Source organism: Mangrovihabitans endophyticus (assembly GCF_014646155.1).
Classification (GTDB): Bacteria; Actinomycetota; Actinomycetes; order Mycobacteriales; family Micromonosporaceae; genus Actinoplanes; species Actinoplanes endophyticus.
The window spans coordinates 206,138-230,950 of the sequence record NZ_BMMX01000005.1 but is presented as its reverse complement, the minus strand read 5'-3'; the positions used below and the strand labels follow the sequence as shown (position 1 = coordinate 230,950).

20 protein-coding genes are annotated in these 24,813 nt (G+C 70.9%); 4 read left to right on the top strand and 16 right to left on the bottom strand.

Features of this window, described 5'->3' with window-relative positions; translation table 11 throughout:
• Positions 1-221: 221 nt before the first annotated feature.
• The 5 genes from IEY73_RS10035 to IEY73_RS10015 all read right to left on the bottom strand — a co-directional run bounded on the left by IEY73_RS10035 (position 222) and on the right by IEY73_RS10015 (position 7,156).
• Positions 222-2,594: a serine/threonine-protein kinase gene (locus IEY73_RS10035; protein WP_229715713.1), complete on the bottom strand. Its 2,373-nt coding sequence runs from the start codon at positions 2,592-2,594 to the stop codon at positions 222-224.
• A 200-nt stretch (positions 2,595-2,794) separates the two neighbouring features.
• Positions 2,795-3,004, bottom strand: coding sequence for a hypothetical protein (locus tag IEY73_RS10030; RefSeq protein WP_189078839.1), 210 nt, complete (start codon positions 3,002-3,004; stop codon positions 2,795-2,797).
• 90 nt (positions 3,005-3,094) lie between these two features.
• Positions 3,095-5,803: a cyanophycin synthetase gene (cphA, locus tag IEY73_RS10025; protein WP_229715712.1), complete on the bottom strand. Its 2,709-nt coding sequence runs from the start codon at positions 5,801-5,803 to the stop codon at positions 3,095-3,097.
• Positions 5,785-6,576 carry a cyanophycinase gene (locus tag IEY73_RS10020; protein WP_189078838.1) on the bottom strand — a complete coding sequence of 264 codons (792 nt, stop codon included), beginning with the start codon at positions 6,574-6,576 and terminating at the stop codon, positions 5,785-5,787. The genes cphA and IEY73_RS10020 overlap by 19 nt, the downstream gene beginning before the upstream one ends.
• 67 nt (positions 6,577-6,643) lie before the next feature.
• Complete coding sequence (locus IEY73_RS10015) at positions 6,644-7,156, bottom strand: winged helix-turn-helix transcriptional regulator (RefSeq protein ID WP_189078837.1); 513 nt, start codon at positions 7,154-7,156, stop codon at positions 6,644-6,646.
• A gap of 56 nt (positions 7,157-7,212) precedes the next feature.
• Between IEY73_RS10015 and IEY73_RS10010 the strand changes: the two genes are divergently transcribed.
• Entirely contained in the window at positions 7,213-7,731 is a 519-nt protein-coding gene (locus IEY73_RS10010) for a PaaI family thioesterase (RefSeq protein WP_189078836.1), read from the top strand.
• 13 nt (positions 7,732-7,744) lie between these two features.
• Here the strand turns inward: IEY73_RS10010 and urtE are convergent, their stop codons facing one another.
• From urtE to urtA, 5 genes are read right to left on the bottom strand one after another with little or no spacing between them, the layout of a single operon-like run.
• Complete coding sequence (gene urtE, locus IEY73_RS10005; RefSeq protein ID WP_189078835.1) at positions 7,745-8,437, bottom strand: urea ABC transporter ATP-binding subunit UrtE; 693 nt, start codon at positions 8,435-8,437, stop codon at positions 7,745-7,747.
• Positions 8,437-9,183, bottom strand: coding sequence for an urea ABC transporter ATP-binding protein UrtD (gene urtD, locus IEY73_RS10000; protein WP_189078834.1), 747 nt, complete (start codon positions 9,181-9,183; stop codon positions 8,437-8,439). The genes urtE and urtD overlap by 1 nt, the downstream gene beginning before the upstream one ends.
• Positions 9,180-10,271 carry an urea ABC transporter permease subunit UrtC gene (gene urtC / locus IEY73_RS09995; RefSeq protein ID WP_189078833.1) on the bottom strand — a complete coding sequence of 364 codons (1,092 nt, stop codon included), beginning with the start codon at positions 10,269-10,271 and terminating at the stop codon, positions 9,180-9,182. Before urtC ends, urtD begins: the two co-directional genes overlap by 4 nt.
• The gene (gene urtB / locus IEY73_RS09990) at positions 10,268-11,170 is read right to left on the bottom strand and encodes an urea ABC transporter permease subunit UrtB (RefSeq protein WP_229715711.1); all 903 of its coding nucleotides are present in this window, start codon (positions 11,168-11,170) and stop codon (positions 10,268-10,270) included. The genes urtC and urtB overlap by 4 nt, the downstream gene beginning before the upstream one ends.
• Positions 11,149-12,330, bottom strand: a complete 1,182-nt coding sequence (gene urtA, locus IEY73_RS09985) for an urea ABC transporter substrate-binding protein (RefSeq protein WP_229715710.1) — start codon at positions 12,328-12,330, stop codon at positions 11,149-11,151. Before urtA ends, urtB begins: the two co-directional genes overlap by 22 nt.
• A gap of 287 nt (positions 12,331-12,617) precedes the next feature.
• On the opposite strand from urtA, the gene IEY73_RS09980 reads away from it, so the two are divergent.
• The gene (locus IEY73_RS09980) at positions 12,618-13,865 is read left to right on the top strand and encodes a serine hydrolase domain-containing protein (RefSeq protein ID WP_373292765.1); all 1,248 of its coding nucleotides are present in this window, start codon (positions 12,618-12,620) and stop codon (positions 13,863-13,865) included.
• A gap of 34 nt (positions 13,866-13,899) precedes the next feature.
• Here the strand turns inward: IEY73_RS09980 and hisS are convergent, their stop codons facing one another.
• Positions 13,900-15,213 (bottom strand): histidine--tRNA ligase, encoded by a 1,314-nt coding sequence (gene hisS / locus IEY73_RS09975; RefSeq protein WP_189078831.1) that lies wholly within the window; start codon positions 15,211-15,213, stop codon positions 13,900-13,902.
• Between the two features lie 56 nt (positions 15,214-15,269).
• Positions 15,270-15,953, bottom strand: coding sequence for an MBL fold metallo-hydrolase (locus IEY73_RS09970; protein WP_189078830.1), 684 nt, complete (start codon positions 15,951-15,953; stop codon positions 15,270-15,272).
• Positions 15,954-16,119: 166 nt separating this feature from the next.
• On the opposite strand from IEY73_RS09970, the gene IEY73_RS09965 reads away from it, so the two are divergent.
• Together IEY73_RS09965 and IEY73_RS09960 are read left to right on the top strand one after the other, a co-directional pair.
• Positions 16,120-16,959 carry a peptidylprolyl isomerase gene (locus IEY73_RS09965; RefSeq protein ID WP_189078829.1) on the top strand — a complete coding sequence of 280 codons (840 nt, stop codon included), beginning with the start codon at positions 16,120-16,122 and terminating at the stop codon, positions 16,957-16,959.
• A 31-nt stretch (positions 16,960-16,990) separates the two neighbouring features.
• Positions 16,991-17,818: a peptidylprolyl isomerase gene (locus tag IEY73_RS09960; protein WP_229715708.1), complete on the top strand. Its 828-nt coding sequence runs from the start codon at positions 16,991-16,993 to the stop codon at positions 17,816-17,818.
• A 428-nt stretch (positions 17,819-18,246) separates the two neighbouring features.
• Here the strand turns inward: IEY73_RS09960 and IEY73_RS09955 are convergent, their stop codons facing one another.
• The 4 genes from IEY73_RS09955 to secD form a co-directional block, all read right to left on the bottom strand.
• The gene (locus tag IEY73_RS09955) at positions 18,247-20,673 is read right to left on the bottom strand and encodes a RelA/SpoT family protein (protein ID WP_189078828.1); all 2,427 of its coding nucleotides are present in this window, start codon (positions 20,671-20,673) and stop codon (positions 18,247-18,249) included.
• 212 nt (positions 20,674-20,885) lie between these two features.
• Positions 20,886-21,404, bottom strand: coding sequence for an adenine phosphoribosyltransferase (locus IEY73_RS09950; RefSeq protein WP_189078864.1), 519 nt, complete (start codon positions 21,402-21,404; stop codon positions 20,886-20,888).
• A gap of 130 nt (positions 21,405-21,534) precedes the next feature.
• Positions 21,535-22,740, bottom strand: coding sequence for a protein translocase subunit SecF (gene secF, locus IEY73_RS09945; protein ID WP_189078827.1), 1,206 nt, complete (start codon positions 22,738-22,740; stop codon positions 21,535-21,537).
• 1 nt (position 22,741) lies between these two features.
• Positions 22,742-24,664 carry a protein translocase subunit SecD gene (gene secD, locus IEY73_RS09940; protein WP_189078863.1) on the bottom strand — a complete coding sequence of 641 codons (1,923 nt, stop codon included), beginning with the start codon at positions 24,662-24,664 and terminating at the stop codon, positions 22,742-22,744.
• Positions 24,665-24,813: the final 149 nt, after the last annotated feature.

Here is a 24,813-nt window from a genome sequence, read left to right as displayed (position 1 = left end):
CAGCCCGGTTGCCGCCCATCTTCCTCGCGATCGCCCGGCGGCCCGGCAGGCACGCCGAACCATCGACGCGCAAATCGGTGCCGATCCGAGTGGTCGCGTGGGGCCGCCCGGGTCCCCCGGTCCGTCCCACGCGTGCCCGCAGGTCTCACTGTCACCGTAACGCGGGCGTTCCACCTCCCGGAAAGGGGTTTACCGTTCCGGGCGATGGAACGCCTCGGCGATCAGTTGTCCAGGGGATCGGCGCCGTTCTTGTCCGGCCCGGAGTCGACCGGATCGGGCGTGGAGGTGTCGCCGGGAGGTGCGACCACCGGCGACGTGGTGGCGGCGACGGTCGTCGCGGTGGGCGACGGCGTCGCCGACGGCGGATCCGTGTCCGGGTTGGGGGCGATCGACGTCTCGGTTCCGTGGCCACTCAGCGGCTCGTCCACCACCTCCGAGCCGACCGGCGCCGGGTCGATCGGCTCCGATGCGCCACGGCTGGCTCCCGGCGTGGTGGGGCCCACCGACACCACGCCGCTCGGACCGATCACGATTCCGGTGGCCGGGTCCGCGGCCGCCACCGGACCGAGCTTCGTCGTGCCGTTGGACAGCCGTTCCACCGACCGGGACGGCTCGCCGGGCTTGGTGGACACGTAGGTCCGGCAGGTGTTGCCGTTGAGCTCGAACGCCATCGGCGCCGCGTTGTTGCGCTCGTAGCGGCCGCTCACCCGGAAGGTCAGCGCCTTCTGCGGCTGCAGGGTGCCGCCCGAGGTCAGGCGCACCTCCTTGCCGTCCTGGGTGAGTTTCGCGCCGCTTGTCGACTTCATCACCTGGTCACCCTGCATCAGGAACCAGAGCCGCCAGTCCTTGATCGCCGTGGTGTTGCGGTTGGCGACCGTCACCGAGGCGTTGAAGCGACCTCGGGCGTCGGACATCACCGCGTAACTCACCACGCACTTGCCCGAGTCGGGCACCACGCTCGGCGGCGGCGGCTCCTTGACCGCGACGGTGTTCGGGGCGGTCCCGTCGTGGCGCATCAGGCTCCACGCGCCGGCCGCGGCGGCGATGGCCAGCATGGTGCCGCAGAGCACGAAGAGGCGACGGTTTCCACCCTGGGCCGCGCGCGCACCGCCGGCGGGCGGCGGAGCGGACGGCCGGTGCGGCGGAGCCGCTCCGGCACCGGAAGGTGCGGCGGGCACCGCCGGGGCGTCCCCGACGGCGGGCCGCAACGATGCCGCCGGAGCGTCCGGCGGTGGCGCGTCGGCAGCCGGGGAGGCAAAGCCCGGGGACGCGAAGCCCGGGGACGCGAAGCCCGTCGGCTCGGCGTCCGGCGTGGCGGTGTCCGGTGCCGACTCGACCGGCAGTGGGCGGCGGATCGGCGCGTCGGGCGGAGCCGAGGCCGCGGCACGCGGAGCGGCGAAGCGGCTGTTGCGCGGAGTCCCCGCGTACGGCGAGCGCCCGCCACCGTCAACCGGGGGTGCGCCCGTCGGCGGTCCGGCCGCCGCCGGGCCGGCCAGATGATCCGGTCGCGGCGCACCGGTCGCGAGGCCGGCGGACGCGGCGGCCAGCGAGGCACCCGGTGCCGACGGCGCCATCGGGGACGGCCTCTCCGCGTCCGGCACCGCCGCCCGGCCGTGCCCGGCGGGCGACTGCTCGGGCACCCGGGCCTGGCCGTGCCGGCTGATGCGTTCGTCGGTGCGCGGATAGCTGGACGGCAGGATGGTGGTGTCCTCGCCGTTGTCCGCCCAGTCCGGCACGAAGCCCGCGCTCGGCGCGCCGGAGGTCACCCCGGCCAGCACCTCGGCCAGTTCGGCGCTGGACGGCCGGTCCGCCGGGCGCTTCTGCAGGCATCGGGCGATCAGCCGCTCGACCACCACGGGCAGCCCCTCGACCGGCGGCAGCGGCTCGGGCTCGGTGTACTGGTGCGCGCGCAGCAGCGCGGTGGTGGTGCCCACGTCCCACGGCAACTGGCCGATCAGCGTGCGATAGATCAGCAGACCCACCGCGTACACGTCGGTGGCCGGGCTGACCTGACCGCCCTCCAGCCGCTCCGGCGCCAGGTACGCCGGCGTGCCGAGCAGGCTGCCGTCCGGGTCGATGTCGTTCTCCCCGATCAGCGCGGAGATGCCGAAGTCGACCACCTTGGCGCCGGACGGAGTGAGCATGACGTTGGCCGGGGTGACGTCCCGGTGCACGATGCCCCGGGCGTGCGCGGCCGCGAGGGCGGCGGACACCTCGGCGCTGATGCGCACCGCCGCCGACCAGGGCAGGCGCCGGGTGCGCGCCAGCACGGCCGCCAGCGACTCGCCGTCGACCAGTTCCATCACGACGTACGGCACGGCCTCGCCGTCGACCGTCGTCGCCTCCCCGTAGTCGTAGACGCCGGTGATGTGCGGGTGACTCAGCCGGGCCGCTGCCTGCGCCTCGGCGCGCAGCCGTCGCCGGAACGAGGGATCGGCGCTGGTCGACGGGGGAAGCACCTTGACCGCCACCTGACGGCCGAGGACCTCGTCGAATCCTCGCCAAACCACTGACATGCCGCCGGCACCCAGCCGTTCGACCAATCGGTAGCGATTGGCCAGCAGGCTCGAACCCGGCAGGTCCGTCGTGCTCATGTGCCCCCACATGCGCGATTCGAGAAACGCCGAGCTGCACCGCCATGCGTCCCGGCGTCGGGGCGCACACGGTTCGTCACTGGACCGTGGCATTCCCCATCGACGGCGAGATGTTAGCCCACCACAGGAGGCCGTTTCGACTGCTCGACAGCGTGACGCGAGGAGAGGGAATCACTCTCTGTAAAGAGTCGGAACGATCATCAGTAACCGCCAAACACGCCGCGAAACAGCAGGTCAACGGGCATACCGGCGAGCATCCAGAGGTATTTTGCCCATTTAGCGATCGTTGCGGCTAATGCCGGATAACCAATCAGTGCGGCAAATCCGTTTACCAAAAGTCGCCGCATGACTACCCAGGGGTACGATTTGCGACGGAAACGTGACGCCGTCAAAAGGTTGACTGTCTGCAATTACTGAGAGTTGCATGAAGATCGACGTTGCCGAAACATCGTTTCACCTGGGCGACCCCCACTGATCGGGTGATCGCGACAACCGATCATTTAAGATTTCGCGGCCGTCACGAGCCCCCGCGCCGCACCCGCCGGACCGGTGTCCGCGGGAAGCGCCCCGAGCTGGGACAACAGCTCCAGGACCGGGTCCAGCTTCTCGTAGAGCACCAGCACCACCTCACCCGGACGAGCCAGTCGCAACGCCTGCGGCACCGCCTCGGCGTAACCCGTCGCGCGGACCGCCCGCAGCTCCGGCCGCCGGCCCCGCATCTCCCGTTCGACCAGGGCGGACACCTCGCCGGGCCGGCGGCCACGAGGGTCCTCGTCGTCGTACAGCACCACCCGGTCCACCCCGTCGGCAAGCACCTGCGCCGACGCGGTGAGCAGATCGTCGCGGCGGTCACCCGGAAGAGTGACCGCGGCGATGCAGTGCCGGGGGCCGTACAGACGGTGCAGGGTGCGCAGCACCGCGGCCAGCGCCGCCGGGTTGTGCGCGTAATCCACGAAGACCGACACGTCGCCGCGGCGCAGCAGGGTGCCCCGGCCCGGGTTGTGCACCTGCGGCCGGAACTCCGTCAGCCGCTTGATCACCGAATCCTGCGACGCGCCCAACGCCCGCGCGGCGGCGATCGCGGCCAGGGCATTGACGGCCATGTGCCGGGCCGCGCCGCCGTACGCGCCGGGCAGCTCCGCCACCCGGATCAGCGGTGTGCGCCGGGCGCCGGTGGCCTGCACCAGCCACTCGTCCTGCAGCACGTACGCGGTGGCGCCGGCGGCCAGGTGCGCGGCGACCACCGGGTTGCCGGGATCCTCGGCGAACCAGACGATCCGCTTGCGGTCCGCACGCACCCGGGGCCGGTCGGCCAGGCTGCGCACCCAGGGGTCGTCGGCGTTGAGCACCAGCGTCCCACCGTCGCGGACGCGCTCGGCGACCAGCGCCTTGGCGTGCGCGATGTCCTCGATGGATTGCAGCCCGTCCTGGCCGAGATGGTCGGCGGTGATGTTGGTGATCACGCCGACGTCGGTCCAGTCGTATCCCAGACCCCGGCGCACCAGACCGCCACGCGCGGTCTCCAGCACCGCGGCCTGCACGGCGGGGTCGCCGAGCACCATCTGCGCCGATCGCGGGCCGGTGGCGTCTGCGCGGTGCACCACTCGGCCGCCGATGCTGACCCGGTCGGTGTCGGTCAGCCCGACGCACAGGCCGGTGCCGGCCAGCAGGTGCGCGGCGAGCCGGGCCACGCTGGTCTTGCCGTTGGTGCCGGTGATCGCGACGCTCGGGATCCGCCCGTCGGAGCCGTCCGGGAACATCGCCGCCACGATGGCATCGCCCACGTCACGCGCGCGGCCCTGCACCGGGGCCAGATGCATGCGCAGGCCGGGTGCCGCGTTCACCTCGATGACCCCGCCGCAGACGTCCGCCGGCTCGCCGGTGGGCGCAAGCGGACGGGACACGTCGGCGAGCCGGAGGTCGATGCCCGCGATGTCCAGGCTGATCAGTGCGGCCACCCGCAGGCACAGCCGGGCCACGTCCGGGTGCATCCGGTCGGTCACGTCGCGGCTGACGCCGCCGCTGGACAGGTTCGCGTTGTCCCGCAGCCACACCTCCTGGCCCGCGGCCGGCACCGTCGCGGTGGTGCACGCCTGCCGGTCCAGGACCGCGCGGGCCCGCTCGTCGATCCGCATCCGGGTGAGGAAGCGCGCGTGGCCCTCGCCCCGGCGCGGGTCGGCGTTGGCGATGTCGACCAGTTCGGCGACGGTGTGCCGACCGTCGCCGATCACGTGCGCCGGCACTCGCTCCGCCGCCGCGACCACGGCACCGTCCACCACCAGCACCCGGTAGTCGCGGCCCGCGAGCTGCCGCTCCACCACCACGTCGCCGCCGGCCTCATGAAACGCCTGGCGCACCTGCTCGGGTGTGGTCAGGCCGAGCGCGACGTGTTCGCCCTGCCGGCCGTACCGGGGCTTGACCACCACCGGCGCGCCCACCTCATGCAGCAGCCGCACTGCCGCATCGGCGGTGTCCGCCGCGGCGCCCGGGACCACGGCGATGCCCGCGTCGTTCAGCAGACGCCGGGTGAGTTCCTTGTCCGAAGCCAGATCGACGCCCACGCCCGAGGTGCGGTCGGTCATCGCGGCCCAGGCCAGCCGGCGACGCGTACCCCAGCCCAGGCGCAGCAGGCTGAGATCGCCGAACCGCTCGACCGGGATGCCGCGGCGGCGAGCCGCCGCGATGATCGATCGGGTGCTCGGCCCGGTGGCCTCCCGCTCGGCGCGGGCCCGCATCTCCTGCAGTTCCTCGGGTAGTGGCATGGCGGGGCCGGTCAGCACCGCGGTGACCAGGTCGACCGCGGCCTCCAGCAGCAACGCCGGCATGGTGGAGTCCGGCGCCTCGTCGACCGGGCACTCGATGATCAGGTCGTATCGCCCGGGCTCACCGGCGGACAGCGTACGGCCGAAGCTGACGTCCCGGCCGATGCGCTGGGACAGCTCGATGCAGGCGTGTTCGGTCACGTGCCCGAAGTAGGTGCCGCCGCGCATCCGGCTGACGAATCCGCCCGGCGCGGCCGCGGCGCAGTGGTGCTCGGCCAGGCCGGGCAGCGCCCGCAACAGGCGTTCCGGGAAGCCGGCCACGTCGGAGGTCTCCACCCCGGCGAGGTCGCCGAGGTCCAGCCGGGCGATCACGGCGGGCCGGGAAAGATAGACGTTGGGCCCGCGCAGTCGGCGAACGCTGAGGATCTTCATGCGGCTCGGCCCCATTCCCGGTCCTTGAGGTGAAAGGTGTAGCCCGCGGGCAGCACGTGGATGCGTGCTCCCGCGATGGCGATCGGCCCGTCGGCGGGCACGCGGATGTCCGACGCGGCACCGGCGTCGACCACCGTGACCGAGCCGCTGCCGAGCACCTGGAACGCCCCCTGCCGGGCGAGGATCGCGGTGTCCTCGTCGATGCCGACGCCGACCTCGTGCGGGTACATGGCCACCGCGCTGAGCAGCCGGTTGAGCCGGCCGCGCTCGGCGAAGTGCATGTCGATCAGCACGCCGGGCAGGAACTCCAGGCCGGGGCCGGTGCGCACGCTCGTCGTCGTGACGCCGGGGGCGTTGCCGCCCAGGATCATGGTGCCGGACATCATGGCGGCGCCCGCGCTGGTGCCGGCCAGCACCAGCCGGCCGTCGGCGACAAGCGTCTGCAGCAGCGAGTCCACCGGGGTCCCGCCCAGCAGCGTGGTGATGCGGTACTGGTCACCGCCGGTGAAGAAGACCGCGGTGGCCTGCTCCAGCGCGGCCAGCGCGCTCGGCTGCCCGGCGTCCTCGCGGGTGGTCAGCCGCAGGGCCCGTACGGTGCCCGCGCCCAGGCCGGTGAACGCGGCGGCATAGTCGGCTTCCAGTTCCCCCGGCACCGCGCTGGCCGCGGCGATCACCACGATGTGCGCGTCCGGGCCGCCGGCCAGCTCCACGAACCGGGCCAGGATTGTCGTGCCGCGCCGCTCGGCGCCGCCGATGATCAGCAGACGTGACCCGGCGGCGTCGGCCATGTCAGCTCCTCGGCAGGTGTGTGACGTGTCCCACCCAGGTTAAACAGAACAAAACGGAAACATTGCGCTAATACGGAGAATCGCCCGGCGGCCAGGCTTCCGGCCGGCGGCGGGCACCCGGCCCCGGTCGCGCCGCCACCTCACGCGGCGGGATCGGCTGGTGGCCATGCTCGCACCGCACCTCCACCCGCACCCGCGCCTCGCAGCCGCGGTGCGCGAACAGCAGCGGTGGCCCCTCCGGCTCGGCCAGGTGGCGGTTGCCCCACTCGGCGACCGCGATGAGCACCGGGTACAGGTCGAAACCCTTGCCGGTCAGGCGGTACTCGTGACGCAGCCGGGCACCCGGTTCCCGGTACGGCTCGCGGCGCAGCAGCCCGTGGCCGACCAGCGAGGCGAGCCGGTTGGTCAATACCTGTCGCGGGATGCCGGTGCGCCGGCGCATGTCGTCGAATCGGCGTATCCCGTTGAAGATCTCCCGGAGCACCACGACGGTCCACCGCTCCCCCAGGATCTCCATGGCCCGGCCGATGGTGCAGGTCTCGATCGAATAGTCCAGCGCGACCGGTGGAGGAGGAGTCATGTCACACGAGGCTAGGTCTCGTTGACAGACCTAGCAAGCCGTGTAACGCTGCGTCCATGACGGAGACCCAGCGCAGCCGCACCTTCACCTGGACCGACCCGGCCGCGCACGTGGGTGAGCTGGGCCGCCTGTCCGGCCTCGACATGCTGCGGTCCCTGGCCAAGGGCGACCTCCCCCGGCCGCCGGTGATGGAGCTTCTGGACGCCGAGGGCGTGGACGCCGAGCACGGCCGGGTCACGTTCGCCCTGGAGCCCCGGGAGTTCCACTACAACCCCTTGGGCACGGTGCACGGCGGCGTCATCTCCACGATGCTGGACACCGCGGCGGCGTGCGCGGTGCACTCCATGCTGCCCGCCGGGGTCTCCTACACCACCCTGGATCTGAACGTGAAGTTCCTCCGCCCGGTCACCGTCGAGTCCGGGCGGCTGACCTGCACCGGCGAGGTCATCCAGCGCGGCCGGCGCACCGCGCTGGCGCAGGCCCGGATGGTCGACACGGCCGGACGGCTGGTCGCGCACGCCACCTCTAGCTGCATGATCCTGGAGGTGCCCGGCGCCGCCGCGCCCGCCGCCTGAGCCGACCTCGCCATCAGACCGCGAGCAGCGCGCGCACCGACTCGTCGCGCAACTGCTCGGCATCCCCGGAGCGCACCACTTCCCCCGCGTCCAGGATCACGAACCGGTCGGCCAGCCGCAGCGCCAGATCCAGATACTGCTCCACCAGGAGAATGGTCAGCCCCGAGGCGTGCAACCGGCCGATCGCCTCCTCGATCTGCTGCACGATGGACGGCTGGATGCCCTCGGTCGGCTCGTCCAGCAGCAGCATCCGGGGCTCGGTGACCAGCGCGCGGGCGATGGCGAGTTGCTGCTGCTGACCGCCGGAGAGGAACCCGGCCCGGCGCTTCATCAGCGCGCCCAGGGCGGGGAACAGGTCCAGCGCGTCGTCGGTCGCCGACCGGCGTGCGCCGGGTGCCGCCTCCCGCGCGACCTGCAGGTTCTCCGCGACGGTGAGCTGCGGGAACGTCTCGTGCCCCTGGGGCACGTAACCCAGCCCGCGACGCACCCGTTCGTGGGTGCGCATCCGGGTCACGTCCCGGCCGTCGAAGCGGACCGTGCCGGACCGCGGCGCCAGCACCCCGGTCACCGCCTTGAGCAGCGTGGTCTTGCCGACCCCGTTGCGGCCCATCAGGCACACCAGCGACCCGCTCGGCGCCGACAGGTCCACCCCGAACAGCACCTGCGCACGCCCGTACGAGACGTGCAGTCCCCCGACCTCAAGCATCAGGCTGCCTCCTTCGCCCGTCCCAGATAGACCTCCTGGACCCGCGGGTCGGCCTGCACCTGCGCGACCGTGCCTTGGCAGAGCAGCCGGCCCTCGTGCAGCACCGTCACCGTGCTCGCGAACCGGCGCAGGAAGTCCATGTCGTGTTCGACCACCAGCACCGTGTGGTCGCGCGCCACCGTGCGCAGCAACTCGCCGGTGCGGTCCCGCTCGTCGCGGCTCATCCCGGCCACCGGCTCGTCCAGCAGCAGCAACCGGGGCCGCTGCACCACCAGCATGCCGATCTCCAGCCATTGCCGCTGACCGTGGGACAGCACGCCGGCGGGCCGGTCGGCGAGATCGCCCAGGCCGATGGTGTCCAGCGCGGCGGCCACCGCGTCGGACACGCCCCGCCGGCGACGCAGCAGGGCCGGCAACGGTCGGCGGAATCCGGCCGCCAGGTCCAGGTTGTCCACCACGGACAGTTCCTCGAACACCACCGACGTCTGGAAGGTACGGCCCACGCCGGCCCGGACGATGCGGTGCTCGCGGCGGCCGACCAGTTCCCGGCCGTCGAACCGCACCGACCCGGAAGCCGGCCGGGTGAGACCGGTGATCACGTCGATCAGCGTGGTCTTGCCGGCGCCGTTGGGTCCGATGAGGAACCGCAGCTCCCCCCGCCGCAGCGTGAAGTCCAGGTCGGTCAGGGCGTGGAAGCCGGAGAACACCACGTTCAGCCCGCGCACCTCCAGCAGCGCCTCACTCACGTGCTCACCTCCTGCGGCCGGTCCGCCCCGGCCGGATACGACACCGGGCGGAGAGGACCACGCCGGGCCCACCGGTCGCGGAGCTGCCCGGCCAGACCCGCGATCCCCCGCGGCGCCCACACCATGACCACCACGAACAGCGCGCCCTGGACGTACAGCCAGCTATCCGGGAGTTCCTCGCTGAACACGGTCTTGGCGTAGTTGAACAACAACGCCCCGCCGACCGCGCCGGCCAGCGAGTAGCGCCCGCCGATGGCCACGCCGATCAGCAGTTCCAACGACGCGACGACGCCCAGGTTGGCCGGCGTGAGCAGGCCCACCACCGGCACGAACAGCGCGCCCGCGACACCGGCCAGCGCCGCCGAGACGGCGAACGCGACCGTCTTCACCAGCGCCGGGTCGTAGCCCAGGAAGCGCACCCGGTCCTCCCCGTCGCGGATCGCCACGAGGAGCTGCCCGTACCGGCTGGCCGCCAGTTGCCGTACGCCCAGATAGGCCAGGCCGAGCACGAGCGCGACGATCAGATAGAGGAGGCGCCGGTCGGCGTCGTCGTAAAGGTCCAGCCCGAAGAAGTGCTGGATGTTCGTCAGGCCGTTGGTGCCGCCGGTGAGACCCTGCTGACCCACCAGCAGGATCACGAAGGCCGCGGCCAGCGCCTGGGACAGCACCGCGAAGTACGCGCCGCGCACCCGCTGCCGGAAGACCAGCGATCCCAGCAGCACCGCCACCACCACCGGCAGCAGCACCACCATGACCAGCGTGAACACCGGGTTGGCGAACGGCTTCCAGAGCAGCGGCAGCGACTCCACGCCGCTCCAGGACATGAAGTCCGGGAGCTTGCCCGGCCCCGCCTCGGCCAGCTTGAGATGCATGCCCATGGCGTAGCCGCCGAGCCCGAAGAAGACCCCCTGGCCGAGGGTGAGCATGCCGCCGCGGCCCCAGGCCAGGGCGATGCCGACCGCGACAATCGCGTAGCACAGGTATTTCGCCAGCAGATCCAGCCGGAACGGGCTGAGCACCAGCGGCGCCACCACGAGCAGCAGCACCGCGGAGACGGCTAGACCCGCCGGGGCCACGAGCCGCCTCACGACAGCGCCCGCGACCGGAGCACGAACATGCCCTGCGGTCGCACCTGGAGGAAGCCGATGACCACCGCGAAGACCACCACCTTGGCGAAGCTGGCCCCGTTCGCGGTCCAGAACTCGACGAAACTGTTCAACACGCCGAGCGTGAAGGCCGCGATCACCGCCCCGCGCAACTGGCCCAGCCCGCCGGCGACCACCACCAGGAAGGCGTCCACGATGTACGCGCTGCCCAGCGTCGGCCCGACCGGGCCGATCAGGGTCAGCGCGACGCCAGCCAGCCCGGCCAGGCCCGAACCGACGAAGAAGGTGAGCTGGTCCACCCGCTCGGTGGCCACCCCGCTGACCGCGGCAAGCTGCCGGTTCTGCATCACCGCCCGCATCCGCCGCCCCTGCTTGAGACGGGCCAGGTACCAGGAGATGCCGACCACGCAGCCGACCGCGAGCACCAGGATGAAGATCCGGTTGTACGGGATGCGCAGCCCGCCCAGATCGACGCCACCGGTGAGCCAGCCGGGCGCGCGTACCTGCACGTTGGGCGCGCCGAAGATGTCCCGGGCTAGTTGTTGCAGGATCAGGCTGACACCGAACGTCAGCAGCAGGGTGTCCAGCGGGCGGCCGTAGAAGCGCCGGATCAGCACTCGTTCCAGGACCAGCCCGAGCAGTCCGGCCACCACGAACGCGACGGGCAGCGCGGCCAGCACCGCCTGTCCCCCGGCCAGCGGCTGCAGCACGTACGCGGTGTAGGCGCCGGCCATGATGAACTCCCCGTGCGCCATGTTGATCACGCCCATCTGTCCGAACGTGAAGGTCAGGCCCAGCGCGGCGAGCAGCAGCACCGCGCCGATGCTCGCCCCGATGACCAACTGGTTGAGGGCGCCCATCAGGCGAGCCCCGCCGCCCACGGGTAACTCTTGAGATACGGGTCCGGCTTGATCGGCTGTCCGGAGTTCCACACCTCCTTGATCTGGCCGTCCGGCTGGATCACGCCGATCCGCGCGGTCTTGTAGACGTGCTGGTTCTCGCCGTCGATGGTGACCTTGCCCTCGGGCAGGTCCAGGCTGATCCCGGCCGCCGCCTTCTTGACCGCGTCCACCTCGACGCTGCCCGCCTTGTTGGCCGCGGCGGCCCACAGCTTGACCGCGTTGTACCCGGCCTCCATCGGGTCGGAGGTCACCTTGTCCGCGCCGTACTTCGCCCGGTACGCCGTGACGAACGCGTCGTTGGTGGCGCCCGGCGTGGTCTGGTAGTAGTTCCAGGCCACGAGGTGACCGGCCACGTTGGCCGGTCCGATGCCGGCCACCTCCTCCTCAGCCACGCTGACCGACACCGTCGGCATGGTGTCCGCGGTGAACCCGGCGCTGCGCAACTGCTTGAAGAACGCCACGTTGCTGTCGCCGTTGAGGGTGTTGAAGACGATGTCCGGCTTGGCCTGGCCCAGCTTGTTGACGATGGTGGAGTACTCGGTGTTGCCCAGCGGGGTGTACTCCTCGCCGATCACCCGCATGCCGTTCGCACCCGCGTACGCCTTGATGATCTTGTTCGCGGTGCGCGGGAAGACGTAGTCGCTGCCCACCAGGAAGATCGTCTTCTTGCCCTTCTCCTTGAGATAGTCCAGCGCCGGAACGATCTGCTGGTTGGTGGTCGCCCCGGTGTAGAAGATGTACGGCGAGCTCTCCAGCCCCTCGTACTGCACCGGGTACCAGAGCAGTTGCTTGTTGCGCTCGAACACCGGCAGCATCGCCTTGCGGCTGGCCGACGTCCAGCCGCCGAAGGTGGTCGCCACCCGGTCCTCACTGATCAGCTTCTGCGCCTTCTCGGCGAACGTCGGCCAGTCGGAGGCACCGTCCTCGACCACCGGTTCGAGCTTCTTGCCCAGGACCCCGCCCGCGGCGTTGACCTGCTCGATGGCGAGCAGCTCGGAGTCGCGCACGGTCACCTCGCTAATCGCCATGGTGCCGCTCAGCGAATGCAACACACCGACCTTGATGGTGTCTCCGTCGGCGCGGCCGGAATCCGGATCGTCCACGCAGGCGGACATCGAGACCACAACGGACGACACCATCAGGAGGGAGAGGAGAATGCGGGCTCGTTGGTGGAGTGACATGCGGCTGTCCCTTCGCCCGTGGAGTTGATCCGAAAGCTAGGAACGGCGAGTTTCACTCCGAGTATCGAAACATGTCGAATGAGTTAACTCGTCCATCTCCGCGCGTCATCCTCCGCGCGACGGACCCATGACACCCGCCGCTCGCGGGACGACACCCTTGGCGCCGCCGCGCCACACTGCGAGGCATGATGCGACGCACCCTGACCGTCCTCATCGCCTCGACCGCACTCACCGCCTCCACAGCCCTGGCCGCCTCCACGGCCCTGGCCGCACCCGCCGGTGCGAACGCGGCGACCACCGCGGCGACCGCCGGCGCGACCGCCACCATTGGCCGGCCCAACCGCGCCCTGCTGCAGCGACAGCTCGACGCGGTGCACGCCGCCGGGATGCCCGGCGCCTTCGCCGAGGTCCGCGACGGCCGCCGCACCGTCCGGCTGGCCACCGGCGTGGCCGACATCGAGACCGGCGCGCCGGTCCGGCCCGGCATGCGGCATCGGATCGGCAGCATCTCCAAGACCTTCGTGGCCACCACCATGGTCCAGCTCGCCGCGGAACACCGGGTGGCGCTGGACGCGCCGATCGGGCGCTACCTGCGCCACGGCCTGCTCCCGGCCGACCTGGCCCGCGAGGTCACCGTCCGGATGCTGCTGAACCACACCAGCGGCATCGGCGACTACGACACCGAACTACTCACCTCCCCGCAGGACCTGATCGACCTGGGCCGCACCACGTACCGTCCGGAGGAGCTGGTGCGCATCGGCGCCGGCGCCGGATCGACGAACGCGCCCGGGGCGGCATGGTCCTATTCGAACACCAACTATGTGCTCGCCGCCCTGATCATCGAACACCTCACCGGGCACAGCTACCGGTGGGAGATCTACCGGCGCATCCTGCGCCCGCTGCATCTGCGCCACACCACGTTCGAAGGCGCCGACCCGGACATCCACGGCCCGCACATGCACGCGTACGTGCCCTGGCCGCCGGACGGCGCGCTGCGCGACTTCACCCGCTACAACATGAGCTGGGCCTACGGAGCCGGGGAGATGGTGTCCACGGCGGCCGACGTGAACACGTTCTTCCGAGCGCTGCTGGGCGGACGGCTGCTGAGCACACACTGGCTGGCCGAGATGAAGGTCACCGTGCCGGTGGACCCGGGGCAGACCGGCGCCGGCGGGTACGGCCTGGGCCTCGCGACCGCCACGCTGCCCTGCGGCATCTTCTGGGGACACGACGGCGGCACCATCGGCCACCAGACCATCTCCCTGCACAGCGAGGACGGCCGCGTCCAGGTGACGTACGCGCACAACATGGCCTACTACCAGAACTCACCGAACGAGCTGCATCCCATCGACGCGGCCCTCGTCCAGTTCCTGACCACCGCACTCTGTGGGTCCACCCCGGCCGGCTCCGCCACCCGGACCGCACCGCCGGACCTGCAACGCTCCCTGCCCGACCTGCGACGCGCCGCCGCGGCCACCACCGCGGTGCGCTGATCCGGGCCGGCGCGCCGATCCGGCCCGGTCCGGGTCAGCGGGCCGCGACGGCCGGGGCCAGATCGCCGTCCGGCGGCAGCCAGGTGGAGGCGTCCGCTTCCACCTGGTCGCCGGACCGGATGTCCTTCACCGTGTCCGGCTCGCCGGGGAACCACACGAACGGGATGCCGCGGCGTTCCGCGAACCGGATCTGCTTGCCGAACTTCGCCGCGCTCGGCGCCACCTCCGTCGCGATGCCGCGGCTGCGCAGCGCCGACGCGATCCGGTCGCAGTCGCGGCGGCGCTCCTCGCTCGGCAGCGCCACCACCACGCACGTCGGCACCTGACGCGACACCGACAGCGCGTCCTGGCCGAACAGCAGGCCCAGCAGCCGAGAGACGCCGACCGAGATGCCCACGCCCGGGAAGCGCTCGGAGCCGGAAGACGCCAGGTTCTCGTACCGGCCGCCCGAGCACACCGACCCGAAGCGCTCGTAGCCGCGCAGTTGCGTCTCATACACCGTGCCGGTGTAGTAGTCGAGGCCGCGGGCGATCCTCAGGTCCGCGACCACCAGCCCCGGCGCGTGCTCCGCGGACGCCTCCACCACCCGCACCAGCTCCTCCAGGCCCTCGTCGAGCAGCGGGTCGGACACGCCCAGCGCGCGCACCCGGTCGGCGAACGAGCCGTCCGCGGCGGAGATCCCGGCAAGCGCGAGACACGCCGCCGCCTGCGCGTCACTCGCCCCGGCCGTCTCCACCAGCAGCGCGGACACCTTCTCCGGGCCGATCTTGTCGAGCTTGTCCACGGTGCGCAGCACCTGATCGGTGTCGGACAGGCCGAGGCCACGGTAGAAACCCTCGCACACCTTGCGGTTGTTCACCTGGATGCGCGGCTCGGGCACCGGCAACGAGCGGAACACGTCCGCCAGCACCAGCGGCATCTCGGCGTCGTAATGGAACGGCAGCGTGTCGCGGTCCACCACGTCGATGTCGGCCTGCAGGAACTCCCGGTAGCGCCCCTCCTGCGGCCGCTCACCCCGCCACACCTTCTGGATCTGATAGCGGCGGAACGGGAAGTGCAGCCGGCCGGCGTTCTCGGTGACGAACCGGGCGAACGGCACGGTCAGGTCGAAGTGCAGGCCGAGCGCGTCGTCCCCGCCGCCGGACGCCGGATCCTCTTGCAGACGCCGCAGCAGGTAGACCTCCTTGGAGGTCTCCCCCTTGCGCAGCAACTGGTCCAGCGGCTCCACCGCGCGCGTCTCCAGCGGCGCGAAGCCGTACAGCTCGAAGGTCCGCCGGATGGTGTCGACGACGTTCTGCTCGATGATCCGCTGCGGCGGCATCCACTCGGGGAAGCCGGAAATGGGCACTGGGTACTCCGTCTTCCGTCAGGTCGTGCTGGAAACTGGGGTCTTGACTGCGGGACCTACCGGGCGGCGGCCAGATCCCGCAGGAACGGATTGGTCGCGCGCTCCCGGCCGATGGTGGTGGCCGGACCGTGGCCGGGAAGCACGACCGTGTCGTCGGGCAGCGGCAAGACCTTGTCCCGCAGGCTGACCCGCATCGTCTCGCCGTCGCCGCCGGGCAGGTCGGTGCGCCCGATGGAGCCCGCGAACAGCACGTCGCCGGAGAGGCAGAGCTGTTCCGCGTCGAACGACGCGGCGGCGCCGGGCAGCCGGAACATCACCGACCCGCCGGTATGGCCCGGCGCATGGTCGACGGTGATCTCCAGGCCGGCCAGCGCCAGCGTCGCGCCGTCGGTCAGCTCGGCCACATCCTCCGGTTCCGCGTACGGCAAGCTGGCACCCAGTTGGGCTAGGTCCATGCTCAGGCCCTTGGCCGGGTCGGCCAGCATCTCCCGGTCGCCCGGATGCACGTACGCCGTGACGCCGCGCGCCCCGCAGACCGGCGCGACGGAGAACGTGTGGTCGAGGTGGCCATGGGTGAGCAGCACCGCCGCCGGTTGCAGCCGGTGCTCGGCGAGCACCTCGTCGAGCCGGTCGAGCACGCCGATGCCCGGGTCGACGATCAGGCACTGCTCGCCGGGACCAGGGGCGACGACGTAGCAGTTGGTACCGAACGCCGCGGCCGGGAAGCCGGTCACGAGCACGGCGTACCCCCTTCGCGAAAAAGCGATGTAGATCCTACCGAGCCTAGCCGGACGGCCGCACACCACATTCTCAGGCCGTAGCCGTACACTCTTGCGGGCGTGAGGCGTGGCACACCCGCGCCGGCGGTGACGCTCGCGCCGACAGCGACGAGGAAGGCAGCACTCGGTGGCACCCAGCAAGGACCGGCAGCGCAAAATGGCGCGCGCGAAATACGACCGGCAGATGGCACGCCGTGCCGCACGGGAGCGTCGGCGCCGGCGCATCCAGGCCGGCGTGGGCGCTGGCGTGGCGGTCGTGCTGATCGCGGTCGGTGTGGCCTGGCTGGGCGGCGTCTTCGACTCCAAACCCGATGATCCCACCGCGGCGGACGTGTGCGCGTGGACACCGCAGAGCGCCGAGAGCAACCCGGACCTCAAGGACGTGGGCACGCCGCCGACCAGCGGCCTGCCAACGTCCGGGACCGAGGCGATGACCGTCACTACCAACCAGGGCGACCCCATCGTGGTGGATCTCGACCTCACGTCGGCGCCGTGCAGTGCGGCAAGCCTGCGCTACCTGGCGAGCAAGAACTTCTACGACAACACCGAGTGCTACGAGATCACCACCGAGGGCGCGCTGCACTGCGGCGACCCCAGCGGCACCGGACAGGGTGGACCCACGTACAGCTTCTATGACGAGAACGTGCCGCCCGCCCCGGCGCCCTCCGCCTCGGCCACTCCGGACGCGGCGCCGCTCTACCCCACGGGCACCGTGGCGCTGACCGGCGTCCCACCGGGCACGAACGGCAGCCAGTTCCTGATTTTCCTCAAGGACTACGACCCGAAGGATCCGCAATACCCGATCGTCGGCACGGTTTCCAGTGGCATGGACACCGTCACGAAGATCGGCAAGATCCCGACGGTGGACAATGGATCCGGCGCCGAGGTCAAGCCGAAGGAGAAGGTCGTCGTGCAGTCGCTGACCGTCGGCGCCGCTCCCGCTCCGTCCGCGAGCACCGCATCCTGACACGCGAGGCAGACACCACAGGAGGAAGACCGTGTCGTCGATAAAGGACCGGCAGCGCGCGGCGGCGCGGGCCCGGCTTGAGAAGGAGATGGCCGAGCGCGCCGAGGCCGCACGCAAGCGCCGCCAGAAGCAAGCCATCATCGGCTCGGCCATCGCCGTCGTCGTGATCGCCGGCGTGGCCGTGTGGCTGGTCAGCAGCCTCGGCTCGGACGACGACACGAAGACCAATGCTGCGGCCCCGCCCGCGGGCACGGTGGCCTGCAAGTGGATCCCGGAGAGCGGGGACACCGGGGCCAAGGTCAAGGACGTCGGCACTCCCCCGCCGAACGCGCCGAACACCGGCACCGACACGCTGACCATGAGCACCAACCTGGGCGCCATCACGGCCACCGTGGACCGCTCCAAGGTGCCGTGCACCGCCGCTGCGTTCGAGTACCTGGCGAGCAAGAACTTCTGGGACAACACGAAGTGCCACCGCCTGGTTACCGAGGGCATCAAGGTGCTGCAGTGTGGCGACCCGACCGCAACCGGCAAGGGATACCGGGACACCGACGGCACGGGCGGCCCGAGCTTCCGGTACGCCGAGGAGAACCTGCCCACGTCGGCGACCCCGGCCTACCCCGAGGGCACCCTCGCGATGGCGAAGACGCAGGCGGCGAGCAGCACCGGCAGTCAGTTCTTCATCGTCTACGGCGACACCGAGCTGCCGCCGGACTACACCGTGCTCGGCAAGGTCACCAAGGGCATGGAGATCGTCAAGGACGTGGCGAAGGCGGGCAGCGACGACGCGAACCAGCCGGGCGACGGCCACCCCAAGAAAGAGGTCGTCATCAAGGATCTGACCATGGCCGCAGCCTGACCAAGGCGTGGGCGGGGTGGGGTTACTCCCCACCCCGCCACCCCACCACCCCGCCACCCCACGCCGCCACCCCGCCCCGCCGCCACCCCACGCCGCCCCGTCGCCCCGCCGCGCCCACCCCCCCCACCCCGTCGATCTTGGACTTTTCGGGCCGGTTCCCACACGGCATTCCCGACTTGTCCGACCAGGAAGTCCAAGATCGGCCGCCCAGGGACGCGCTGCCGAGTCGATCTTGGACTTAGCGGTCGGACAAGTCGGTAATTCCGCGCTTAGTCGGGCACCTTAAGTTCAAGATCGACGGCCGTGGACGGGCCGAACATCAGACAAGCGACCACGGCAGTACGCGCGGGCGGGCACGTCGAGCCGCGGCAACGGGCTGTCGGCTGCCGGACGTCGCCACTGCCCTCACTCCGGTGGAACGCGGCAGGTCAGGCGCCCGACGTGACGCGGTAGGCGTCGAACACGCCGTCCACCTTGCGCACCGCGGCCACCAGATGCCCGAGGTGTTTCGGGTCTGCCATCTCGAAGGTGAACCGGCTGACCGCCACGCGGTCCCGCGTCGTGGTCACCGTGGCGGACAGGATGTTCACCCGCTCCTCGCTCAGCACGCGGGTCACGTCCGCCAGCAACTTCTGCCGGTCCAGCGCCTCCACCTGGATCGCCACCAGGAACGTCGACGCGCTGGTCGGCTTCCAGTTCACCTCGACGACCCGCTCCTGCTGCGCACGCAGGTCATCCGCGTTCGCGCAGTCGTCGCGGTGCACGCTCACCCCGCCGGAGCGGGTCACGAAACCGAAGACCGAGTCGCCGGGCACCGGCGTGCAGCATCGCGCCAGCTTCACCCACACGTCCGTGACGCCCTTGACCACCACGCCCGGGTCCTGAGCCGCGCTGCGGTTGCGCGGCGGCCGGGTCGCGACGGCGGTCTCCGCGATGTCCTCGACCGCGCCTTCCTCGCCGCCGAAGCCGGCGACCAGTTTCTGCACCACGGACTGGGCGGACACGGTGTTCTCACCCACCGCCGCGTACAGCGAAGCGACATCGCCCAGGTGCAGATCGCGCGCGATCGTGGTGAGGTTTTCGCTGGTCAGCATGCGTTGCAGAGGCAGGCCCTGCTTACGCATCGCCTTGACGATCGACTCCTTGCCGACCTCGATCGCTTCCTCGCGGCGTTCCTTGTTGAAGAACTGCCGGATCTTCGTGCGGGCCCGCGGGCTCTTGACGAAGCCCAGCCAGTCCTGAGTCGGGCCGGCCGTCGCGGACTTCGACGTGAAGATCTCGATGACGTCGCCGTTGGACAGCGGCGACTCCAGCGGGACCAGCTTGCCGTTCACCCGGGCACCGATGCACTTGTGCCCGACCTCGGTGTGCACCGCGTAGGCGAAGTCCACCGGCGTCGACCCGGTGGGCAGCGGGATGACGTCGCCCTTCGGCGTGAAGACGTAGACCTCCTGGCTGGAGAGGTCGAACCGGAGCGCGTCCAGGAACTCGGACGGGTCGCTCGCCTCACGCTGCCAGTCGAGCAGTTGCCGCAGCCAGGTCATCTCGTCGATGTGCGCCGGCGGGCCGACGATCGTCGCGCCCTTCTGCTCCTTGTATTTCCAGTGCGCCGCGATGCCGAATTCCGCCGTGCGGTGCATCGCGAATGTGCGGATCTGCATCTCGACCGGCTTGCCGCTGGGTCCGATGACCGTCGTGTGCAACGACTGGTACATGTTGAACTTCGGCATCGCGATGTAGTCCTTGAACCGGCCGGGCACCGGCTGCCAGTTCGCGTGGATCACGCCCAGCGCGGCGTAACAGTCGCGGACCGTGTCGACCAGGACGCGCACGCCGACGAGGTCGTAGATGTCGTTGAAGTCCCGCCCCCGCACGATCATCTTCTGATAGATCGAGTACAGATGCTTCGGCCGGCCGGTGACCTCCGCCTTGATCTTGGCGGCCTTCAGGTCGAGCTGGACCTTGTTGGTCACCTGGCGCAGCAGCGCCTCGCGCTGCGGCTGGTGTTCCCCGATCAGCCGGTTGATCTCCTCGAACCGCTTCGGGAACAGGGTGCCGAAGGCGAGATCCTCCAGCTCCCACTTGATGGTGTTCATGCCCAGCCGGTGCGCCAGCGGAGCGAGGATCTCCAGGGTCTCCTTGGCCTTCTGCTCCTGCTTCGGACGCGGCAGGAACGTCAGGGTACGCATGTTGTGCAGCCGGTCCGCCAGCTTGATCACCAGCACGCGCGGGTCCTTGGCCATCGCCACGACCATCTTGCGGATCGTCTCCGCCTTCGCCGCGTCGCCCAGTTTCACCCGATCGAGCTTGGTCACGCCGTCGACCAGCAGGGCCACCTCGCCGCCGAAGTCGGCACGCATGGCGTCCAGTGAATAGTCGGTGTCTTCGATCGTGTCGTGCAGCAGCGCGGCCACCAGCGTGGTGGTGTCCATGCCGAGGTTCGCCAGGATCGTCGCCACGGCCAGCGGATGCGTGATGTACGGGTCGCCGGACTTGCGGTACTGCCCCGAGTGCCACCGGGCGGCCACATCGAACGCGCGTTGCAGCGCACGCCCGTCCGCCTTGGGGTGGCTGGCGCGGTGCGTGGCGATCAGCGGTTCGAGCACCTCGCTGACCTGGGCGCTCTGCCACGGCGCGTTGAAACGGGCGAGACGGGCACGCACCCGGCGACCGGTCGGCGCGCTGGCCAGGCCGAACCCGCCGCCCGGCTCATCACCGGGGGCCAGGGGCTGCGTGACTTCAAGATCATGAGTCGCGTCGTCGGCCGGCGCGGCTCGTGCGTCATCGCCGGGCGCGCCGTTCGCATCACCCGGCTGCACCGTGTCCTCCGTCGAAGGAGCGACGTCGTTGGACACCGGCCTCCTCACCCTGCCCCAAGTAGAAACCTGCCCAGTCAGGCGCTGCACGGCCGGAACCGCCCGGTTCACACGCGCGGCCGGACCTGGTGGCCCGCGACCATGCGCAGCGTCCTGGCCTGGGACGTGCCCGCCATCCTACCCGCCTGTTGTTCCCCGGTGGCCGGAGCCGAACCCTCGACCGGGCCGGGCACGGCGGCGGTCCGCCGCCGTCAAACCGTCAGAACGGCATGAACCTCGCGCGGCGCCACCCGTTTGCGCCCCTCCAGGAATCCGAGCTCCAGCAGCACGCTGAACCCCGCCACGCTCCCGTTCGCCTGCACGATCAGGTCCAGCGCCGCGCCCGCGGTGCCCCCGGTTGCGAGCACGTCGTCCACCAGCAGCACCCGCTGGCCGGTCATGAAGGCATCCTGGTGCACTTCCAGCGTGGCCTCGCCGTACTCCAACGAGTACGAGGCGGAGTAGGCCGCCCGCGGCAGCTTGCCCGCCTTGCGGATCGGCACCACACCGGCCCCGGTCGCATAGGCGATGGCGGCGGCGACCACGAACCCGCGCGCCTCGATGCCCGCCACCACGTCGAACGAGTCCGGCCCGTGGTGGGCCACAATGCCGTCGACCACCTGACGGAACGCAGGCCCGTCGGCGAACAGCGGCATCAGGTCCTTGAAGACGATGCCTGGCTGGGGAAAGTCGGGAACGTCGAGCACCCGTCCGGCGACGAGCGCGGCCATGTCCTGATCGGTCACGTGCACACCCTACTCAGCCCGCGCCGGACACTCGCGCCGCCACCACGCGGCCGGACCCGACGAGCCGGCCGGGCCGCTTGGTGCGTCCGGCGGGCTCGTCGATGCTGGTCCTCGATCAGCGGCGTTTGCCGCCGGGACGGTTCCCCCCGGGACGGCCACCGCGATTGGTGTTGCGCTTGCCGGTGGGCCGGGCGCCGGGCCGCGGCGTGGTACCGGCCATCGACGGCACCGGCGTCTCGTCGTTGTCGTCCGCCTCCGACGAGGACGACCCGGCCGACGATGCTGCGGCGCGCTTGCGCTCGCCACGCGCGACGTCCGAGGAGCGCTGCCCGGTCCGCCGGGCCGTCACCCGTGCGTTGTGCGACCGGATCCGCGGCTCGGCGTCCTTGAGAACGGTGAGCAGCGGCGACGCGAACATGATCGACGAGATCACGGCGAGCGCCATGCCGACGAACAGCACCAGGCCCAAGTCCTTCAGCGTGCCCGCGCCGAGCAGGCCGGCGCCGATGAAGAGCAGACCACCGACCGGCAGCAACGCCACCAGGCTGGTGTTGATCGACCGCATCAGCGTCTGGTTCACCGCCAGGTTGGTGGCTTCCGCGTACGTGCGCAGGCTGCCCGCGGTGATCCCCCGGGTGTTCTCCTGCACCTTGTCGAACACCACCACCACGTCGTAGAGCGCGAAACCCAGGATGGTCAGGAAGCCGATCACGGTGGACGGCGTGACCTCGAAGCCGACGAGTGAATAGACGCCCGCGGTGAGCACCAGGTCGAGCAGCAGCGAGGACACCGCGGCGACCGCCATCCGCCACTCGAACCGGATCACCAGGTAGCCCAGCACCAGCACCAGGAAGATGCCCAGGCCCAGGAGCGCCTGCCGGGTCACCTGCGCGCCCCACGCCGCCGAGACGCGGTTGTCGCTGATCTCCCCCTGCCGCACGCCGAGGTCGGCGACGAGCGCCTGCTTGACCGCGGTCGCCTCGGGCTGGGACAGCGACGTCGTGCGCACCGAGTAGGTGGCGTCGCCGCCGTTACCCACCCGCTGCGCGATGCCGACCTTGGTCTCGGGCGGCACATCGGCGGAGTCGATGGCCCGCTGCACCGCGGTCTGTGCCTCGTCCTGCGTGCCGACGCTGGCCGGCATGATGAACTGGGTGCCGCCGGAGAACTCGATGCCCAACTCGAAGTTACGCACCCCGAAGCTGACGATCGCGACCACCACCAGCAGGGCCGCGGTCAGGAACCAGGTGCGGCGCCGGCCGATGATGTTGAGGTCCGCCTCGCCGCGGTAAAGGCGGTCGGCAAATCCCTTGCTGGCCACGTCAGGCCTCCTTCACGCGGGACGGGCGGGTGCCGGCCGGTTCCTCGGCCGCGGCGCGTTTGAGGGCGCGTCCGAGCCCGCTGACCCGGGGCGACATGAACGCCTTGGTGTTCGCGAACATCGTCATGATCGGATGCCGGAACAGGAAGACGACCACGAGGTCGAGGACGGTGGCCAGGCCCAGCGCGAACGCGAAGCCCTTCACCGCGCCGATGGACACGATGTAGAGCACCACCGCGGCCATCACGGTGATGGTGTTGGCGGAGATGATGGTACGCCGCGCACGGGCCCAAGCGCGGGGGACGGCGCTACGCGGACTTCGCCCCTCGTGGATTTCGTCCTTGAGCCGCTCGAAGTAGATGACGAACGAGTCCGCGGCGACACCGAGCGACACGATGAAGCCGGCGATGCCCGGCAGCGTGAGCGTGAAGCCGGTAGTGCGGCCCAGGAAGACCAACGCACCGAAGGTGAGCAGGCCGGACAGCACCAGGCTGAGGAAGATCACCGTGCCCAGCAGGCGGTAGTAGAAGAACGCGTACACCACCACGAGCGCCATGCCGATGCCAGCCGCCAGCAGACCCGCCTTGAGCTGCTGGGTGCCCAGCGTGGCGGAGACCGTCTGGGTGGTGGTCGGCTCGAACGTCACCGGCAGCGCGCCGTACTTGATCTGGTTCGCCAGCTCACGGGCCGACTCGGGAGTGAACTGGCCGGTGATCTGCGACTGGCCGGTCAGCACGCCCTGGATCTCCGGGGCCGAGATGATCTCCTTGTCCAGCACCACGGCGACCAGGCAGTGGGTCGCGCTCGGCGAGACCGCCTGCGCGGCCTGCAGGCATGTGTCGTCCGGTGCGGGGGTGAACGCCTCGCGGGTCAGCGCCGCCCACTTCTTCTGCCCCTCGGAGGTGAAGTTGAGCGAGACGACCCACTGACCCTGTTGCTGGTCGAGCTGCGGCGAGGCGCTGGCGATGTCGGTGCCCACCACCTTGGCCACGTCCAGGTACATCTTCGCGCCCGACTGGCAGGTGGTGACCTTGGCGTCCTTGTTGTCGATCGCGCCGTTGCGCCGCTCGTTCAACTGCTTGCAACTGATGGTCGGCACGTTGAACTGCATCTCCGGGGTCAGCGCGTCCACCTCGGGACCGGTGAGCTTGGCGAACGGGGCGAACACCTTGCCCGCGGTCGGGTCCTGGCTGAGGTCCACCGGGTCCTTGAGCGCGCTGGCCGCCTGCCACGCGGCCGCGCCGACCTTCTTCTCCACCGCGGCCCGGCGCGACTCGACGTCGGCGGGCACCGGCGCGGACGCCGACGCCGACGGTTCGGCGGCCGGCGCCGACGGGCCGCCGCTGGGCGCCGGTGCCAGCGCCGGCTCGCCGCCACCCTGGCCGCCGGAGCCGCCCTGGCCACCGGAGCCACCCTGGCCACCGGAGCCGCCCTGGGCGTCGGAGCCGGCCGGGGCCGGCGCGCTGGACGCGGCCGGCGCGCTGCCGCTGGGCGCCGCGCTGGGCACCGCGGACGGCGGATTGAGCGCCGTCGCGGAGACGTCACCGGTCGCCTTGAGCACCTTGCGGAAGCGCATCTGCGCCGCCTGCCCGACGTTCTTGAGCTGGTCGTCGGCCTTGCCGGCGAGGGACACCACGATGTTGCGGTCGCCCTCGATGACCACCTCGGCCTCGGACACGCCGAGCGCGTTGACGCGGCTCTCGATGATCTTCCGCGCCTCCTGCATGCTCGACTGCGGCGGCACCTGGCCGTTCGCGGTCAGCGAGGCCTGGTACGTCGCCTGGGTGCCGCCGATCAGGTCGAGACCCAGCTTGGGATGCAGCCGGTCGGTGAAGCTGCCCTTCGCGCCCCCGGCGAAGAAGACGAGCAGGTACAGGACGACGAAGATCAGGCCGAGCACGGCGAGTTGCCGTCCGGGATGCATCCGTCCCTGTGGTGGTCGTGCCACGGCTGGTGTCTCCTCGTGCATTCTCCGCCCCGGCGCACGGCGGCGGGGCTGCGGTGGTGAGCGGCGACGCTCCGGGTGGTGAGGTGCGGACGCAATTATCCACGCCGATGGAGACCGCCCGGGGC